Origin of the sequence: Streptomyces sp. TLI_171 (assembly GCF_003610255.1) — a bacterium.
GTDB lineage: Bacteria > Actinomycetota > Actinomycetes > Streptomycetales > Streptomycetaceae > Kitasatospora.
Genome location: NZ_RAPS01000001.1, coordinates 7,931,847 through 7,947,428 on the forward strand (window position 1 = coordinate 7,931,847; position 15,582 = coordinate 7,947,428).

General features: G+C 71.2%; 14 protein-coding genes and 2 pseudogenes. 9 read left to right on the top strand and 7 right to left on the bottom strand.

Translation table 11 applies throughout. The annotated features are described in order from the left end of the window. Positions 1-3: 3 nt before the first annotated feature. Both BX266_RS39115 and BX266_RS39440 read right to left on the bottom strand, forming a co-directional pair. Positions 4-381, bottom strand: a pseudogene (locus BX266_RS39115) (transposase); the annotation flags it as partial. Next, positions 348-722: a hypothetical protein gene (locus BX266_RS39440; protein WP_143687075.1), complete on the bottom strand. Its 375-nt coding sequence runs from the start codon at positions 720-722 to the stop codon at positions 348-350. The gene BX266_RS39440 and the pseudogene BX266_RS39115, both read right to left, overlap by 34 nt. Before the next feature lie 124 nt (positions 723-846). Here BX266_RS39440 and BX266_RS35450 point away from each other — a divergent pair, with 124 nt between their 5' ends. The 3 genes and pseudogenes from BX266_RS35450 to BX266_RS35460 all read left to right on the top strand — a co-directional run. Beyond that, positions 847-1,062, top strand: coding sequence for a hypothetical protein (locus BX266_RS35450; protein ID WP_143687076.1), 216 nt, complete (start codon positions 847-849; stop codon positions 1,060-1,062). A 60-nt stretch (positions 1,063-1,122) separates the two neighbouring features. Continuing rightward, positions 1,123-3,381, top strand: coding sequence for a WD40 repeat domain-containing serine/threonine protein kinase (locus tag BX266_RS35455; RefSeq protein ID WP_099906763.1), 2,259 nt, complete (start codon positions 1,123-1,125; stop codon positions 3,379-3,381). Positions 3,382-3,401: 20 nt separating this feature from the next. After that, positions 3,402-3,860, top strand: a pseudogene (locus BX266_RS35460) (hypothetical protein); the annotation flags it as partial. 389 nt (positions 3,861-4,249) lie between these two features. On the opposite strand, the gene BX266_RS35470 reads toward BX266_RS35460, so the two are convergent. Further along, positions 4,250-5,701 carry a carbohydrate-binding protein gene (locus tag BX266_RS35470; protein WP_099906767.1) on the bottom strand — a complete coding sequence of 484 codons (1,452 nt, stop codon included), beginning with the start codon at positions 5,699-5,701 and terminating at the stop codon, positions 4,250-4,252. 249 nt (positions 5,702-5,950) lie between these two features. Here BX266_RS35470 and BX266_RS35475 point away from each other — a divergent pair, with 249 nt between their 5' ends. Beyond that, positions 5,951-7,474 (top strand): glycoside hydrolase family 64 protein, encoded by a 1,524-nt coding sequence (locus BX266_RS35475; protein ID WP_099906769.1) that lies wholly within the window; start codon positions 5,951-5,953, stop codon positions 7,472-7,474. Between the two features lie 585 nt (positions 7,475-8,059). Here BX266_RS35475 and BX266_RS35480 read toward each other — a convergent pair. Then, a complete protein-coding gene (locus BX266_RS35480; protein ID WP_099906771.1) occupies positions 8,060-8,659 on the bottom strand; it encodes a TetR/AcrR family transcriptional regulator in 600 nt (199 codons plus the stop codon). Between the two features lie 88 nt (positions 8,660-8,747). Between BX266_RS35480 and BX266_RS35485 the strand changes: the two genes are divergently transcribed. After that, positions 8,748-9,992: an NADH:flavin oxidoreductase/NADH oxidase family protein gene (locus BX266_RS35485; protein ID WP_099906773.1), complete on the top strand. Its 1,245-nt coding sequence runs from the start codon at positions 8,748-8,750 to the stop codon at positions 9,990-9,992. Between the two features lie 503 nt (positions 9,993-10,495). Here the strand turns inward: BX266_RS35485 and BX266_RS35490 are convergent. Continuing rightward, positions 10,496-10,948 (bottom strand): helix-turn-helix domain-containing protein, encoded by a 453-nt coding sequence (locus BX266_RS35490; RefSeq protein WP_099906775.1) that lies wholly within the window; start codon positions 10,946-10,948, stop codon positions 10,496-10,498. Positions 10,949-11,041: 93 nt separating this feature from the next. Here BX266_RS35490 and BX266_RS35495 point away from each other — a divergent pair, with 93 nt between their 5' ends. From BX266_RS35495 to BX266_RS35510, 4 genes are all read left to right on the top strand, one after another. Then, positions 11,042-11,599, top strand: a complete 558-nt coding sequence (locus tag BX266_RS35495) for a dihydrofolate reductase family protein (protein ID WP_099906777.1) — start codon at positions 11,042-11,044, stop codon at positions 11,597-11,599. An 11-nt stretch (positions 11,600-11,610) separates the two neighbouring features. Then, positions 11,611-11,991: a TIGR03618 family F420-dependent PPOX class oxidoreductase gene (locus BX266_RS35500; protein WP_099906779.1), complete on the top strand. Its 381-nt coding sequence runs from the start codon at positions 11,611-11,613 to the stop codon at positions 11,989-11,991. A 5-nt stretch (positions 11,992-11,996) separates the two neighbouring features. Continuing rightward, entirely contained in the window at positions 11,997-12,335 is a 339-nt protein-coding gene (locus tag BX266_RS35505) for a hypothetical protein (RefSeq protein ID WP_099906781.1), read from the top strand. A 146-nt stretch (positions 12,336-12,481) separates the two neighbouring features. Continuing rightward, the gene (locus BX266_RS35510) at positions 12,482-13,810 is read left to right on the top strand and encodes an FAD-dependent monooxygenase (protein WP_259465014.1); all 1,329 of its coding nucleotides are present in this window, start codon (positions 12,482-12,484) and stop codon (positions 13,808-13,810) included. A gap of 38 nt (positions 13,811-13,848) precedes the next feature. Here BX266_RS35510 and BX266_RS35515 read toward each other — a convergent pair whose 3' ends face one another. Further along, entirely contained in the window at positions 13,849-14,871 is a 1,023-nt protein-coding gene (locus BX266_RS35515; RefSeq protein ID WP_099906783.1) for a Ku protein, read from the bottom strand. A 168-nt stretch (positions 14,872-15,039) separates the two neighbouring features. Further along, on the bottom strand, positions 15,040-15,375 hold the full coding sequence (locus tag BX266_RS35520) for a cyclase (RefSeq protein ID WP_099906785.1): 336 nt from the start codon (positions 15,373-15,375) through the stop codon (positions 15,040-15,042). Between the last annotated feature and the right edge of the window lie 207 nt (positions 15,376-15,582).

Genomic DNA, 15,582 nt, shown 5'->3' on the forward strand with positions numbered 1-15,582 from the left:
TGTGCCCAGGCCGGAGCCGTGCGGCACGCCGCGGCGGGCGATGACCGGCTCGATACCGCGCTTCCGCAGCAGGCGGCGGTACTTGTCGAAGTCGTAGCCCCGGTCGGGCGAACGGTTGGCGTGGGCGGTGATGCGGGCGGCCCGTGGCTCCGCGGCCGCGCGAGATCGCGTCGAGCAGGGGCAGCAGCTGGGTGACGCCGTGGCGGTTCCCGCCGGTCAGCGTGATGGCGAGCGGGGTGCCGTGCGCGTCGCTGATGACGTGGTGCTTGGAGCCGGGCCGGGCGCGGTCGACCGGCCTCGGCCCGGATTTGGGCCGCCCCGACGAGCTTGATGGTGGGAGCCGTCGATCACCGCCCGGGACCGGTCCAGCTTTCCCCGCGCGGTGCCGAGGAGCCGACGGCGTTGATCGCGCTGACCGACCCGGATGCCGAGCGGGGCGAAGGGTGAGCGGCGTTGACGCCCTGGTCGAGCAGTACCGGGTGCTGCCGGCGGAGCGGTGCCGCGAGATCGCCGCCCGGGCGTCGCCGGCGCTGCGTACCCGGCTGGCCGCGGTCGAGCGGGAGTTGGCGATGCGGCACTCGCCCGGGTCGCTTGCCGCGGTCCTCACCGACCGGAAGGAGATGCAGGCCCGGCACCTGGATCTGATCGACCAGGCGTTCCAGCGGATCGCCGCGGGGGAGTCGATCCGGCTGCTGACGGTGCCGCTGTCGTACCTGGCGCACCGGATCATGATCGCCTCGTACTCCCCAGCTCGGCCTGAACCTGCACCCCGGGTCGAAGGCCGCGAACCGGTTCGACATCCTCGAAGGACGACGCCGACGCCCGTCACCCACGATGCGGGGGCGGTTGTGGGAGTGGTGGCAGGCTGTTCTCCTGACCCGCCTCGAGCTGTCGATCATCGACCTGCCCGCCATCGCGGACAGCGAGGACGACGCGCTCGGCCGGAAGATCGGCGAACCGCTGTGGCCCGCCCGGTACGGGCGCAAGTCCATGGCGGCGAAAGGAGAGGTCACCGAAGCCTCCGCTGCCGTACCGGGATATGAGATGCTCGCGTCAGTGTAAGCAACTGGTGCTCGCACAAACGGAGTTGCAGGATATAGACATCAACGTGTCGGGGGGCCGATGGAGCCGTTGAGGGATGCGGGCCGTCTGACGGTCGGCCCGTATCGGCTGGTGGCCGAGTTGGGGCGGGGCGGCATGGGGCGGGTGCTGCTGGGCGTCGCGCCGGATGGGCGGCTGGTCGCGGTCAAGGTGGTGCGCTCACAGTTCGTGGAGGACGACGGATTCCGTGCGCGCTTCCGCCGTGAGGTGGAGGCATCACGGCGGGTGTCCGGTGCGTACACGGCGGCTGTCGTCGATTCGGACGCAGACGCGCCGCTGCCGTGGTTGGCATCGGTCTTTGTCTCCGGCCCGTCCCTGGGCGATGTGGTGTCGGAGACCGGTCCATTGCCGTCGGAGGCGGTCGTGCGCCTGGCCGTCGGGCTGGCCGCCGCGCTGGGCGGGATTCACCACGCCGGGCTCATCCACCGTGACCTCAAGCCGTCCAACGTCATGCTTGCCGCCGACGGGCCCCGGGTCATCGACTTCGGGATCGCCCGGGCCACCGACAGCGAGGGCGGTACCGAGATCACCCACACCGGCTGGCTCGTCGGCTCCCCGGCCTTCATGTCTCCGGAGCAAGCCGAAGGACACGAGCTGACACCGTCCAGCGATGTGTTCTCGCTCGGTGCGGTGCTGGTCCAGGCGTCCACCGGCCGCAGCCCGTTCGCCGGGACCTCCGCGCCGCAGACGCTCTACAACGTCGTCCACACCGAGCCCGACCTCTCCCTTGTCCCGGCGGAGCTGCGCGACCTCGTCGCGCGGTGCCTGTCCAAGGACCGGTCGCTCCGGCCCACGCCGGAGGGGATCGCCGGCGCGTTCGGGCCGTTGACCCCGTCCGTGCGGCCGTGGCCCGATGCTGTACATGCCCGGATCGACGAGCAGCAGGCCAGCATCATCGGCCTGCTCGGTTTGGACGAGGCCGGGGGGCAGCTGGTGGCGTCCGACACCGGGACAGTTGTTCTGGCCCGGCGTACGGCGAATCAGGATCTGTCGACCGTAACCGCGCTCCAGGTGCCGGCCGGGCCTGCACCGCTCCTGTCGACACCCGGTGCAGCGGATCCTCCGGCGGATGAGGGTGTTGGCGAGGATCCGGCGGCGCGCCGGCGCCCGAGCAGACGAACGCTCCTGTTCGGCGCACTCGGCGCGGGTGCGGTCGCGGCCACTGCGGTGCCACTTGCACTGATGCGGACTTCGGGTTCCCCGGAGGCAGGTGGTTCGGGGACACTCCCGCCGCCGACACCCTCGCCGAGCACCTCACCGCCGGTTACGGCGGGTCCGAGCACTTCATCCAGTCTGACGGCCACCCCCACGCCGTCCAGCACTCCGGAGGAACTCGCCTACCGGGACTCTTTCAAGTGGAAGACCATGCTGTCCGCCTTGGACTACAGTCCTGACGGCAAGTTCCTCGCAGTAGGTGACTTTGACGGCGTGCTGATGCTGTGGAACAGCACCGACCTGGCTGTCGCAGCCACCCTGGGCAGCTCTGCCGTGCCGGGCATCGACAATCTCACCGCCGCCGCGAAGTTCAGCCCGGACGGCACCCTGCTCGCCAGCGTCGACATCTTCGCCACGATCACGCTGTGGGACACGGCATCCCGGAAGAAGGCGGCCACCCTTCAGGGCGACAAGAACCAGAAGAGCGCCGGATTCTCGAACCTCGCGTTCAGCCCGGACGGCAAGACCCTGGCGTACAGCGGGAACCGCGTGATCACCCTGTGGGACGTCCAGAGCCGCTCACTGGTCGCCACGCTGGTCAATCCGATCGAGAACCCGACGTATCAGGCCGAAGGAGAAGTGCTGAGCATGGCATTCGCTCAGGACGGCCGGACCATCGTCGCCTCGACCGCCTTGGACCAGCATGATCTACTGCGCTTTTGGGACGTCCGCCGGGGCACGCTCACCACGACGGTGGAAAACGCCGGGGACGGTGTCATCGCTCTCGCGGTCAGTCCGGACGGCAAAGCGCTTGCCACAGTGTCCCGCGGCGAGGTGAAGGTATGGGACGTCGCCACGCGTGCGGTCGTCGAGACGCTGCCCTTCACCTCGAATCCGGTCTGCGCGCTGGTGTTCAGCCCGGACGGTGGCTCGCTGGCCGCTGTTGAGCAGACCGGAGGTGTCCGGATCTGGTCCACGGCCACCTGGAACCCCATCCGCGGACTCGACCAGGCGAAGAGCCTCGACCCCGCGCCCTTCATGCCGGATTCTCTCGTCTTCAGTCCCGACAGCAAGGTCCTGGTCGGAAGCTTCGACTACAGGCTGGCCCGCTGGAGGGTCGGTTGAGCCGGCGGGACTGAATGGCGCAGGAGGTGCTGGCGCCGAGTCGGGACCTCGACCTGACGACGGGAGCGCACCTTCAACCTCCGCTGGCACGACTCCCTGGTGGCCACGGCGGGCCCCGCACTGCCTGCGGCGGTACGCACCCAGGCGCCGGGCGTGCGCTTGCGGTTCGTCGCGGAGTCGAGCACCGACACCCCGGGGCTGCAGCGCGGTGAGCTGGACCTGGAGGCGAACGCCAACCGCCCGGGCGCGGCCGACGTCCGCGCCGAGAAGGTGGGGGAGAGCCGCATGGTCGTCGCCCTCCGGCGCGGGAATCCTTCCCCCGCACCCGTCTACCTGTCGTGGCACCAGCGCTACGACAGCGACCCGCCCACACCTGGCTCCGCGACCAGGCCCGCACCGCGCTGACCGCGCCCAGTGCACCTGACCCGCGGTCGACTCGGGACGCCCGGCCGCTCATGCCCGGAGCCGTCCGCGGCTGAGACGGCCCAAGGCTGACCTGGATACGGGCGGTGTCGATCCGCAACGGGCTGAGCTGCCTGCCGCTCAGCTGGGGGACCCGTATTCCGGTGATCGCGGCATGGTCGACCCCTCGGCGCGGCGCTGCTGGTCGGCGCCGCGGTTCAGCCGGCGTCGGGGCGCATTCGCGGCCGCGGGGACCAGCAGCGGTCAGGCTTTGGCGAGACGGGACAGCCGGGCGGTGCGCCAGAAGGGGTGTCGGCCGCGGAGCCGGGCAGGACCTTCGTCGTCGGTCCGGTCGAGACCGCCGTCCGACCGCTGTCTCGTGCTCGGGTCGACAGCAGCCGCTCGTGACGCGAGTCGGCGCCGGGTCGGCCGGCGGCGGCTCCGCCGACCGACCCGGCACCGGGCGTCAGTGCCCGAACGAGAACCAGTTGAGGTTGACGAAGGCCGCCGGCTGGCCGCTGGTGAAGGTGAGGTAGACGTCGTGGGTGCCCGTGACGGCGCTGATGTTCGCGGGAACGGTCCGCCAGGACTGCCCACCCCCGGTACCGGCAACCGCGAACGAGCCGATGGGCGCGCTGGTCCGGCTGTCGAGCCGGACTTCGACCAGGCCGCTGACCCCGCCCACCGCACCGCTGGCGACCCGGCCGAGGAACTGGGTGGCGGCCGAGCTGCCGAAGTTGACGCCCTTGTAGAGCGCCCAGTCACCGTTGGAGAGGGCGGTCAGGTCCTGGCCGCCCTCGCTGCACGCCTCCAGGGCGGTGCCGGCCTGCCCGTCGTAGGACTCGGCCTGGACGCTCGAGTAGGCGTCCCGGCTCCCGGGCACGGGGGTGCCGGTGGGGGTGGGGCCCGGGCTGCTGGTGGGCGGGGCGCTCGGGCTGCCGGTGGGACTCGGGGTGGGGGTGGACCCGCCCGGGCCGGACTGCCAGACGCCGACGTAGTCGACGGTCATCGGCACCCCCGAGGCGGTGCCGGCGTCCGGTCCGCCGCCGAACGCGGCCGGGAACTCGCCGCCCATGGCCACGTTCAGGATGATGAAGAATCCGTGGTGGGTGGCGGCCGCCCAGGTGGCGGCGTCCATTTGGGCCGAGCTCACCGAGTGGAACTGCACGCCGTCCAGGTAGAAGCGGACCTGCTCGGGGCTGGTGCTGCGGTCCCACTCCATCCCGTAGGTGTGGAAGCCGTTCTGGCAGGTGCCGGGCGTGCAGGCCTTCTGCCCGCCGATGCCGTTCTTCTCGTTGCACGGGCCGCCCGGGCTGGTGCCGCAGTGCATCGTGGCCCACTCGTTGTTGATGCCCTGGACGTTCTCCATGATGTCGATCTCGCCGATGCTCGGCCAGTTCCACCAGTTGCCCCGGTAGCCGTCGCCGAGCATCCAGAACGCGGGCCAGTAGCCCTTGGCCGCGGCACCGGTGACGTTCGGCATCTGGAGCCGGGCCTCGACCTTCAACTTGCCGCCGGCGGGCGGCTGGAAGTCCTGCCGGTTGGTCTCGATGCGGCCGGAGGTCCAGTTCCCGGCTGCGTCCCGGACGGGGGTGATCCGGAGGTTGCCCGCGCCGTCCAGGGCGACGTTGGCGGCGCTGGCGGTCATCGTCTCGACCTCGCCGGTGCCGAAGCCCGCGGGGCCGCCCGGGTAGCCGGTTCCGGTGGTGTAGCGCCAGTTGGCGGTGTTGACGCCGCTGCCTGCCGGGCCGGTGAAGTCGTCGGCGAACACCTGGGTCCAGCCGGCCGGGGAAGGGACGGAGGCGTCGGCCCTCTCCGCGGCGCCGGCGGCCGCGGCGAGCAGGGCCGCCGCCGCCAGGGCGGCGAAGGCGGTTCTCAGGCGGCCCGGTCCGAACCGGGCTCGGGTGGATGCAGTCATGGCTGCCTCTCGGATGGGAGGGAACTTTTGAGAGCGCTCTCTGAGAGGTGGGTAGTGGATGTCCGTCAACTCGTCAATGAGTTACACACGATGCGACGAGATTCTGTTGAAGAGTTGAAGCCTTCCGTCGGATTTGCCCCCACTTGCCATTGATGATTCGTCGGAGTCCTTGACACGGGACTGGGGCGTCGCCACGCTCCTGAGAGCGCTCTCATCCGCAATCCCCTCCCACCCCACCCGAGGGAAGCCATGACCCCGTTCCGTCGCTCGATACCAGGACTCGTCCTGGCCGCGCTCCTGCTGTTCGTCTCGGCCTTCGCCGGAGCCGCCCCCGCCAGTGCCGCGGCCGACTACACCCAGGGCGTCACCGCCTCCGGTGGCGGCCAGGTGCAGTTCTGGTTCAGACCGACCACCCAGGCCGCCCTGGTCGACGTCCACTACCTGGTCGACGGCGCCGGCCAGCAGGACTTCCGGATGGACAACGCGGCCGGCACCTGGTCGAAGACCACCATCGGCCTGCCCGCCGGCACGCTGCTGTCCTACTGGTTCACGTACGAGAAGGGCGGCCCGCTGTACGACACCCCGCACTTCTCCTACACCGTCGGCTCGGGGGGCGCCACCACGCCGCCGCCCGGCGGGGGCGGCACCACTCCGCCCCCGGGCGGCGGCACCTTCCCCGTGGTCTTCCAGAACAACACCCGCGGCACTTGGGCGGACAGCCGGATCTACGTGCTGGTGCTGGGCATGGCCGCCCCCGGCCAGTGGTCGTACCTCAAGCCGGACGGGACCCTGGCCCACATCAACCACCTGGACGAGACCGCCCCCGGCCACCTCACCAAGAACGGCCGCAACTACGCCGCGATGTCCTTCTCCCTCGCCCAGGCCGCGACCGTGACCCTGCCCGCCCACCTGGAGGGGGCCAGGATGTACCTGTCGGTCGGCTCGCCGATGTACATCCCGATCTCCCCCGACGACGCGGGCTGGGGCGGCCCCGACCTGCTCAACCCCGCCGACCCGAACAGCGACGTGTACTTCGACTGGTACGAGTTCACCTACCAGTACGGCGTGATCCCGTTCGGTGGCAACACCACCCAGGTCGACATGTTCGGTTTCCCGGTCACCGCCCGCCTGGAGCAGACCGCCACCGGCTACGACCAGAGCGTCGGCATCACCCTGACCCGTGACCAGGTCCTCGCCCAGTACGGCTCCACCGTCGGCGCGGCCTTCCGCCCGTTGGCCGGCCCCTACCGCATCACCGCGCCGCGCACCGCGGCCGCGTTCCGTCCCGGGGGTGCCCAAGCGGGCCACCTGCAGGCCGTCATCGACCAGGCATGGGCGTACTACAGCGCGAACCAGTTCACCCTGACCCGGCTCAACCAGACCTTCACGGGCCGCGTGACGGGTGGCCGGCTCCAGTTCACCAAGGACGGCACCGGCCCGTTCTACCTGAACAAGCCCACCACCACAGACGTGATGGCCTGCTCCGGGGCGCTGGCCTCGGCCGGCATGGCCAGCACCGAGCTGGAGCTCGGCGCGGAGTTCTGCGCAGCCTTCAACCGCGGCGTGGCGCTCAACACCGCTCAGTGGTACGCGCCCGGCTCGTACTACCCGGCACCAGTCGCCAAGAACGACTACGCCGGGTTCTTCCACACCATCGGCCTGGGCCACCGCGCCTACGGGTTCGCTTACGACGACATCAATGACCAGAGCTCGGTGAAGATCCTGCCCAACGCCAACCCGCCGAGCCGACTGACCATCGGCATCGGCTGGTAGCACCCCGGCCCCCCGCCCCGGGCCCGGCCGCGGCGGGGCGGACGACCTGTCGAAGGGGTCGCCGGGAAGACCTCGGCTCGGCGAGGCCCGGATCGCCAGGCCGGAGCGGGGGGCGGAGCGCGGTCCGCCGGCCCGCGGCTGGGCGGACCAGCGGTGGACCCCGGCACGACTGGAGGTGACCGCAACCCACCGGGCGGGCGACCGGGCGCGACGACGATGCGTGCGAGGAAGGGGAGAAGGAGACCCGGCCGTGGGTAGGAGGACCGCGGCGGCACAGGGCGCAGGTCGGTGGCCCGGTCGGTGGGAGGTGAACACCGCGATGGCGGATTGGGCAGGACGGTCAGGCAGGATCGGACGCCGGAACGCCCTGACGGGCAGTCAGCAAGCTGGAGGAGCTGCTGTCGGAGGACGCGCCGCAGGGCGGGACCCGGAGAGGCCGGCTGCCCGGATCGCTCGGCCGTGATCCACCTCGCGGTGGTCCCGGCGCAGGCGAGTTCCAGTTCGGACCGGCCGGGGCTCGCGCTCATCCGGGTCAGTTCCGGCGCCGCAATGACCACACCCGTCGTCGGTGGCGCGCCCCCGCGGTCACGCCGGGGGCGCCCCCTCCTGCGCGGAGGCGGCGAGTATCGCGTGGACCGCGCCGCGGACCTGACCGGTCACCGCGTCGGGAGTCGAGGCGTCGAGCTTGCCGTCCAGGTGCAGGAAGGCCAGGCCGTGCACCAGCGCCCACACCGCGGTCGACAGGGCCTCCGGATCGGCTGCGGGGAAGACGCCGTGGACGATGTCGCGGACGTACTGGGTGATGGCCGCGGTGGCGGCGACCCGGTCCTCGTTCGCGGGATCACAGGGCTCCGCGAACATCACCCGGAACATCGCCGGGTGGTCGAGGGCGAAGCGCACGTACGCGACCGCGACGGCGGCGAGCTCCTCGGGCGTCGTGGGGGAGGGGTGCGCCGCGGTCAGGTTCGTGGCCAGTTCGCGGTAGCCCTCCGCGGCCACCGCGGACAGCAGCGCCTCGCGGTCCGGGTAGTGGCGGTAGGGGGCGGTCGCGGATACGCCCGCCCGCCGAGCCACCGCCCGCAGCGACAGGGCTGCGCTGCCGTCCTCCTCCAGCAGCTCCCGTGCCGCGCGCAGGCAGGCGGCCCGCAGGTCGCCGTGGTGGTAGCTGTCGCCTGCCCGTGACATGGGTCACCCTCCATCATGTTTGCACTGCACACATCCGTCGCCTAATGTAAGCGATGTACACATCTTAGTCGATGGACGGGAGACCCCCATGGCCAGCGAGTTGTTCTCCCCGCTGCACCTGAGCTCCGGCGCCGTGCTGCGCAATCGGATCGCCAAGGCGGCCATGGAGGAGAACATGGCCGCCGCGGGCCAACTGCCCGACAAGCAGCTGATCGAGCTCTACCGGGGCTGGGCCACCGGCGGCGCCGGCCTGCTGATCACCGGCAATGTCATGATCCACGCCGAGGCCCTCACCGGCCCCGCGGGCGTCGTCCTCGACGACGCCGCGCCGCTGGAGCCCTTCGCCGAGTGGGCCAAGGCCGGCCGGACCGGCGGCGGATCCATCTGGATGCAGATCAACCACCCCGGGCGCCAGGTCGCCTCCGACATGCCCGGCGTCGTGTGGGGCCCCTCCGATGCCGGCGTCGACCTCGGCAAGCACAGCGGCCGCTTCGGCAAGCCCGTCCCCATGACGGCGGAACAGATCAACGCCACCGTGAACCGCTTCGCGGTGACCGCGCGCCGCGCCGAGGAGGCCGGCTTCGACGGTGTCGAGATCCACGCTGCCCACGGCTACCTGCTGTCCCAGTTCCTCTCGCCCCTGGTCAACAAGCGCACCGACAAGTGGGGCGGCTCCCTGGAGAACCGGGCCCGCATGCTGCTGGACGTCGTCCGCACCGTCCGCGGCGTCGTCTCCCCCGGCTTCGCGGTCGCGGTCAAACTCAACTCCGCCGACTTCCAGCGCGGCGGCTTCGACGCCGACGATGCCCGTCGGGTCATCGAGTGGCTGGCCCCGCTCGGCGTCGACCTGGTCGAGCTGTCCGGCGGCAGCTACGAGAGCCCGGCCATGACCGGCCGCCCCGCGGACAGCCGCACCGCGGCGCGTGAGGCCTATTTCCTGGACCTGGCCAAGGACCTGGCCACCACGAGCCCGGTGCCGCTGATGCTCACCGGCGGAATCACCCGCCGCGAGACCGCCGAGGCGGTCCTCGGCAGCGGCGTGCAGGTCATCGGCATGGGAACCGCCCTGGCCGTCACGCCCGACCTGCCCAGCCGCTGGCGTGCCGACCGCGAGGCCGACCGGCAGATGCGACCGGTCACCTGGAAGGACAAGGCCCTCGCCTCTGCCGCCAGCATGGCCCTGGTCCGTTACCAGTTGCGCCGCATCGCCCGCGGCGTCGACCCCAGGCCCGGCGCCCACCCGGCCATCGCTTTGGTCTCCGAGTACCGCCACCAGCGCCGCGCCCTGCGCGCCTACAGCGAGTGGCTGCCCACGTCCCAGGGCACTCGGTAGCCGACCGAGCGGCCGCACCAGGAAGGAGGACCGGGACGCCGGGCCTGGAGCGGCAGCCGGTGACGGTCCGGCCGGCGCCGCCCCGCCGACCGCGCGGCCCTCTTCTCGCCTGTGCGGCAGACGGGAGCTCGGACGCCCTTCCCATCTGCGGCCGGGGAAGGGGCCCAGGGCCTGGGCGCGCTGTTCGCCAAGCGGGACCGCACCCGAACTTCCGCACGCAGTCCCTCCTTCACACGATCACGGCGACTCCGAGGGCTTCCACGCCGCTCTCGGACCCGGCAGCTCCCTGGCGGCTCCCACTGCCGCCAGTGGTAGGGGTGCGTTCCTCTCGCGACCCCAGGCGCCCGTCGGCCGGACGCGGGCGCGGCCGGAAGCCGGCCCCTGACGCTCCGTCACCCCTCAGGCCGATGTGGGTCTGCCGCGGCGACGGCGGCCGTGAGGGTGTCGGGGCTCTTGCCCCGGCGGAGTCCGGCGTGCCAGGGGCGGTACGGAGCGGGTGCCGGTCATCGGGCCGAGCCGGGCCCGGGGAGGAGGTCGACGTCGTCGGCGTGCATGGGCTCGCCGCAGTGACTGCACCGCGGTTCCACGGCGGCGGTCCGGCCGCAGGCGTGGTGGCGGTAGAGAACGGGAGGGCCGGCCGCGCCGGCGAGCCAGCGGTCACCCCAGCGCGCCATGACCATGAGCATCTCGACGAGATCGGTGCCCTTCTCGGTGAGGTGGTACTCGTAACGTGGGCGCGCGTCGTACGGCCGACGGTCGAGCACGCCCTGCTCGACCAGGTGGTTGAGCCGTTCGGTGAGCACCTTGCGGGAGACGCCGAGGTCAGCCTGGATCTGGTCGAAACGGCTCATCCCGGCCCAGACGTCGCGCAGGATCAGTGGCGACCAGGGTTCGCCGATCACGTCCAGCGTGCGGGCGATCGAGCACGCCATCTCACCGAATTGTGTGCGCTGCATCGCACCACTCTAACGCCCGGGGTTCCTTAAAGGAACCCCGAATGCTAGGGTTCGACCGTTGGGTCTCTTCAAGGAACTCCAATGGGAGGTGTCATGAGCAAGGTGTTCGCAGCCCTGGCCGTCTCGGTCGACGGCCGCATCACGGGCGACAACCCCCGGCCCGGCTCAGGTCTGGGCGACGGCGGGATGCTCTTCGACTGGTACGGCGACCCGCGCAACGCCGCCGTCTACGACCAACTCCTCAACCGGGTGGGCGCGGTCGTCACCGGGCGGACGACGTACGACGATTCCGAGGGCTTCGGCGGCGGCAGCCCCCACCCGACGGCCCCGATGGTCGTGCTCAGCCACCGACCGCAGCCTCCCGAGTACGCCGACTCCCCGCGTCAGGTCTTCGCCGACTCGATCCAGGGCGCGATCAAGCAGGCTCGGGCCCTGGCGGGCGATCGGGACGTGGCCGTCCAGGGTGGTGTCACCTTGACCGCGGCCATCGAAGCGGGCCTGGTCGACGAGGTGATCCTGCACCAGGTGCCGATCCTCCTCGGTACCGGCCGTCCGCTCTTCGGACACCTCCCCGAGCACGTCCGGCTCACCCTGGTCCACGCCGACCCCGGCGCCGGCGTCACCCACCTCCACTACCGGATCCACTACTGAGGAGCATCACCTTGCTCAGTGATGACGTGCGTGCCGTCCTGGACGGAACCCCGATCGCCCACCTGGCGACGACCCTGCCCGACGGGTCCCCGCACTCCGTCCCGCTGTGGATCGGAACCGTCGGCGACCGGGTCGCGTTCCTGACCGGACCGGCCTCCCGCAAGGCGCGCAACCTGCGCCGCGACCCCCGGGTCGCCATCTCCCTCACCCCGCCCGACAACCCGTTCCTGCCCGTCATGCTCCGCGGACGGGTCGTCAAGTGGCTCGACGGCGAGGAGGGGTGGAAGGTGATCGACGACATCGCCGGCAAGTACATCGGCGCGCCCTACAGCCGGGACCGGGAACGAGTCGTGGGCCTGATCGAAATCGACCACCAGAAGACGGGGATGTGACACGCGTGACCGCGTACGTGACCGACGAACAGATCCAGCAACTGGCCGCGACCGCAAGGCCCTTCAGCCTGGCAGAACTTCGCTGGGCCCCGGCGCGCCACCGGGAGGGGGCCGAGGCGATCGAGCGCGAGCACCAACGACGCATGGTGTCCCTGCGCGCCGAGGGCGTGATCGCGATCCTGTGCCCGGTCGCCTCGGACTCCGTCGCAGGCATCGCCATCATGACCGTGCCAACCGACCAGGCCGAGGAGATCATGGCCGCGGACCCCTGCGTACAGGCCGGAATGATGACCTGTGACATCCTTCCGTGCTTCGGTTTTCCCGGCGACACCCTGCCCGGGTGAGACCGACCGGCAGTGTTCGCGGGTGCATTCTCCGCCGCACCGATGAGTTCGGCGCCGATGCGCAGTCGGTACCCGTGAGCCCACCGACGTCGGTGGGTCCGCGCAGGAAGACGGTCCAGCGCGGAAGGAAACACGAGGAGGCAGCCTTGAGCGTCGACGACTCCGGCATCCGGAGTGGCGAGCGGGTCACCCCGGTGAGCGGTCCCAGAGTGTTGGTGGCGGGGGCGAGCATCGCGGGACCCGCGCTGGCCCACTGGCTGCGCCGCAGGGGGGCCGAGGTGACCGTGGTGGAGCGGGCTCCTGAGCTGCGTCCCGGCGGCCAGGCAGTGGACGCCCGCGGAGTCGCCAAGGAGGTCATCGGGCGGATGGGGCTCGAAGCGGTCGTCCGCGCGGCGTGCACCGACACCGCCGGCGCGCACACCGTGGACGCGGACGGGGAGGTGCTGGAGACCTTCCGCGCCGACGACGACGGTGGCGACGGGTTCATCGCCGACATCGAGATTCTGCGCGGGGACCTGTCCCAGGTGCTCTACGACGACACCCGCGACGGCGTCGAATACCTCTTCGGCGACCGGATCGCCGAGCTCGCCCAGGACGCGGACGGGGTCGACGTGGTCTTCGCAGGCGGCGACCGACGGCGCTTCGACCTGGTGATCGGGGCGGACGGACTGCACTCGGAACTGCGGGCGATGGTCTTCGGACCGCACGAGCGGTTCATCCGCCACCTCGGGCACGTGCTGGCCTTCTACAGCCTGCCCAACGACTTCGGACTGGACCGCTGGCTGCTCGAGTACCAGGACCACGAATCCGGGCGCTCGGCCCTCCTGCGTCCCGTCCAGGACTCCACCCGGGCGATGGCCATGTTCTACCTCCCCTCGACCGACTTCGACGTCGACTACCGCGACGTCGCAGCCCAGAAGCGCCTGCTGCGTGAGCGGACGGCGGGCCTCGGCTGGCGGGCCCCGGAGATCCTGGCGCACCTGGACGACGCCCCGGACTTCTACCTCGACCAGGTCGCCCAGGTAGTGATGGACCGATGGTCGAGCGGACGGGTGGGGCTGCTCGGGGACGCGGCCTTCAGCTCGTCGCCGATGTCCGGGCAGGGCACCGGGCTGGCACTGGTCGGCGCCTACCTGCTGGCCGGGGAGCTGGCCGCCGCCGGATGGGACCCCAGCACCGGATTCACCCGCTACGAGGCACGGATGCGCTCGTTCGTCGAAGCCAACCAGGAGATCGGCCGATTGAGCGCCCGCAGCCGCGAGGTCCCCGGGTCGGACGCCGAGCCGCGGCCCGACTTCGCCGGCGAATGGTTCGCCGAGTTGGTCGGGCGCGCGATCAACGGCATCCAGCTGCCCGACTACGCGGGGGTGCCGGACAGCCGGTCGACTCGTCGGCCGAGCCGCCGCGGACCCGCCTTGGCGCTCGGTGAGCATGACGGCGAAGGACCGGACGCGGCTGTGCCTCCCAAGTACTGACCACCCACCGCCGACAGGGCCAACGTCAGTGCCGCGCGTCAGGATGCGGCGCGCAGACGGGTGCGGGTGGCTTTGGCGACGGCTTTCTGGAGTTCGTCGCGGGTCATGGTGGAGCGGTGGGCGATCTCGTACTGGGTGGCCTTCTCGTACAGCTGCGCCTTGGTCAGCCGCGAGAGGTCTTCCTCGGCGCCGGTGCTCTTCTTCGGGGCCGCGGTTCTGCCTGCGCGGGCGGCGCGCTTGGCCGGTTCGTCCCCGGCGGAGGAGCGCGTCGTGCCGCCCTTGACGCCTTCGAGGCTGCGTTTCAGGACGTCCATGAGGTCGACGACGTTGGTGGCCTCGGCGGGCGGGCCTTCGGACGCGGCGGTCTCGCGGCCGGCGAGCTTGTCCTCGATGAGCTTCTTGACCTGCTCCTCGAAGGTGTCGTGGTACTCGGAGGGGTCCCAGTCCACGCTGAGCATGTCGATCAGCTGCTGGGCGGTGGCGAGTTCCTGCTTGCTGTAGGCGGCCTTCCCGCTGGGGAGGTCGCCGATCTCCTTGCGGGCGTCGCGGACTTCGTCGGCCCAGTGCATGGTGTGCAGCTCCAGCAGGCCGTCGTCGGCGCGCACGGCGGTGAGGTACTCCTTGCCGCGCATGGAGAACAGGGCGATGCCGGCCCGGTTGGAGCGGGCCAGGGCGTCGGTCAGCAGGCTGAAGATCTTGGCGTACTCCTTGCCCTTCGGGCCGAGGTAGTACGTCTTGTCGAAGAAGATCGGGTCGACCTGGTCGAGGTCGACGAATCCGGAGATGTCGATGGTGCGGGAGCGGCCGGGGGAGATCTGCTCCAGCTCTTCGGGCTCGACGACGACGTACTCGCCGTCGGTGACCTCGTAGCCCTTGACGATCTCCGAGTAGGGCACCTCGTCGCCGGTGCGCTCGTTGACGCGCTTGTTGCGCACGCGGTCGCCGGTGCCGCGCTGCAGCTGGTGGAAGCTCACGCCGTGGCTGTCGGTCGCCGTGTACAGCGAGACGGGGACGGTCACCAGGCCGAAGGTGAGCACGCCGGTCCATACGGGTCGGGCCATCACCGACCACCTTCCTTCTTTCGCTCCACCGGCCTGCGCCGGTCGTGGTGGTGCGCGGCCGGGTCGTCACCGGCCGCGCCGTCCGCGGTGCTGCTCTCGAGGGGTCGGCCCGACGCCCGGGGCGAGCCCGACATGACATCCAGGGCCCGCCCCGGAAGCGTGCGGGTGTCAGAGGCGTTCGCGGTAGCTGCCGGTCTCGGTGCGGCGCTCCTCGATGAAGGGCTCGAACCGCTTGAGCTCGCCCTTCACCTGCCGGTCGAGCATGTTCGTCATGTCCGCGGCCTTCTCCGCCGGACCCTCGGGCTGGTAGTCCATCGACATGGCGGTCCGGGTGTGGCGGTCGTCCGGGGGCTGGAAGGACACCATGCCGGTCTTCACCTCGCCGCTGGTGGTGCGCCAACTGACGTGGTCGTCCGGGACCTGGTCGACGATCTTGGTCTTCCAGTGGTTGTATGCGGTGCTGACCGGCACATCCACGTCGATCGTTTCCTGCACCGTGCTCATGCCGGACCGCTCCTCGTCGCGTCGGATTCACCGGACCCGGGCGCATGCCCGGGCAGCAGGCGATGACACGGGGCCGCTCCCCATCCCGCCCGCACGCCGACGCGGCCGCAACCGCAGACCGCCGCCCTCACCGGCGCCGACCCAGGGCACCCGTCCGCTCTCCCCGCGCTCCGGGACATCCGCCGCGCGTCCCGGGCGGCTGGACCG

What these genes read in the sequence shown, in the direction of transcription:
- BX266_RS35455 (WP_099906763.1), top strand. Translation starts at nt 1,123, where the DNA reads ATGGAGCCGTTGAGGGATGCGGGCCGTCTGACGGTCGGCCCGTATCGG.
- BX266_RS35470 (WP_099906767.1), bottom strand. Translation starts at nt 5,701, where the DNA reads ATGACTGCATCCACCCGAGCCCGGTTCGGACCGGGCCGCCTGAGAACC.
- BX266_RS35475 (WP_099906769.1), top strand. Translation starts at nt 5,951, where the DNA reads ATGACCCCGTTCCGTCGCTCGATACCAGGACTCGTCCTGGCCGCGCTC.
- BX266_RS35480 (WP_099906771.1), bottom strand. Translation starts at nt 8,659, where the DNA reads ATGTCACGGGCAGGCGACAGCTACCACCACGGCGACCTGCGGGCCGCC.
- BX266_RS35485 (WP_099906773.1), top strand. Translation starts at nt 8,748, where the DNA reads ATGGCCAGCGAGTTGTTCTCCCCGCTGCACCTGAGCTCCGGCGCCGTG.
- BX266_RS35490 (WP_099906775.1), bottom strand. Translation starts at nt 10,948, where the DNA reads ATGCAGCGCACACAATTCGGTGAGATGGCGTGCTCGATCGCCCGCACG.
- BX266_RS35495 (WP_099906777.1), top strand. Translation starts at nt 11,042, where the DNA reads ATGAGCAAGGTGTTCGCAGCCCTGGCCGTCTCGGTCGACGGCCGCATC.
- BX266_RS35515 (WP_099906783.1), bottom strand. Translation starts at nt 14,871, where the DNA reads ATGGCCCGACCCGTATGGACCGGCGTGCTCACCTTCGGCCTGGTGACC.
- BX266_RS35520 (WP_099906785.1), bottom strand. Translation starts at nt 15,375, where the DNA reads ATGAGCACGGTGCAGGAAACGATCGACGTGGATGTGCCGGTCAGCACC.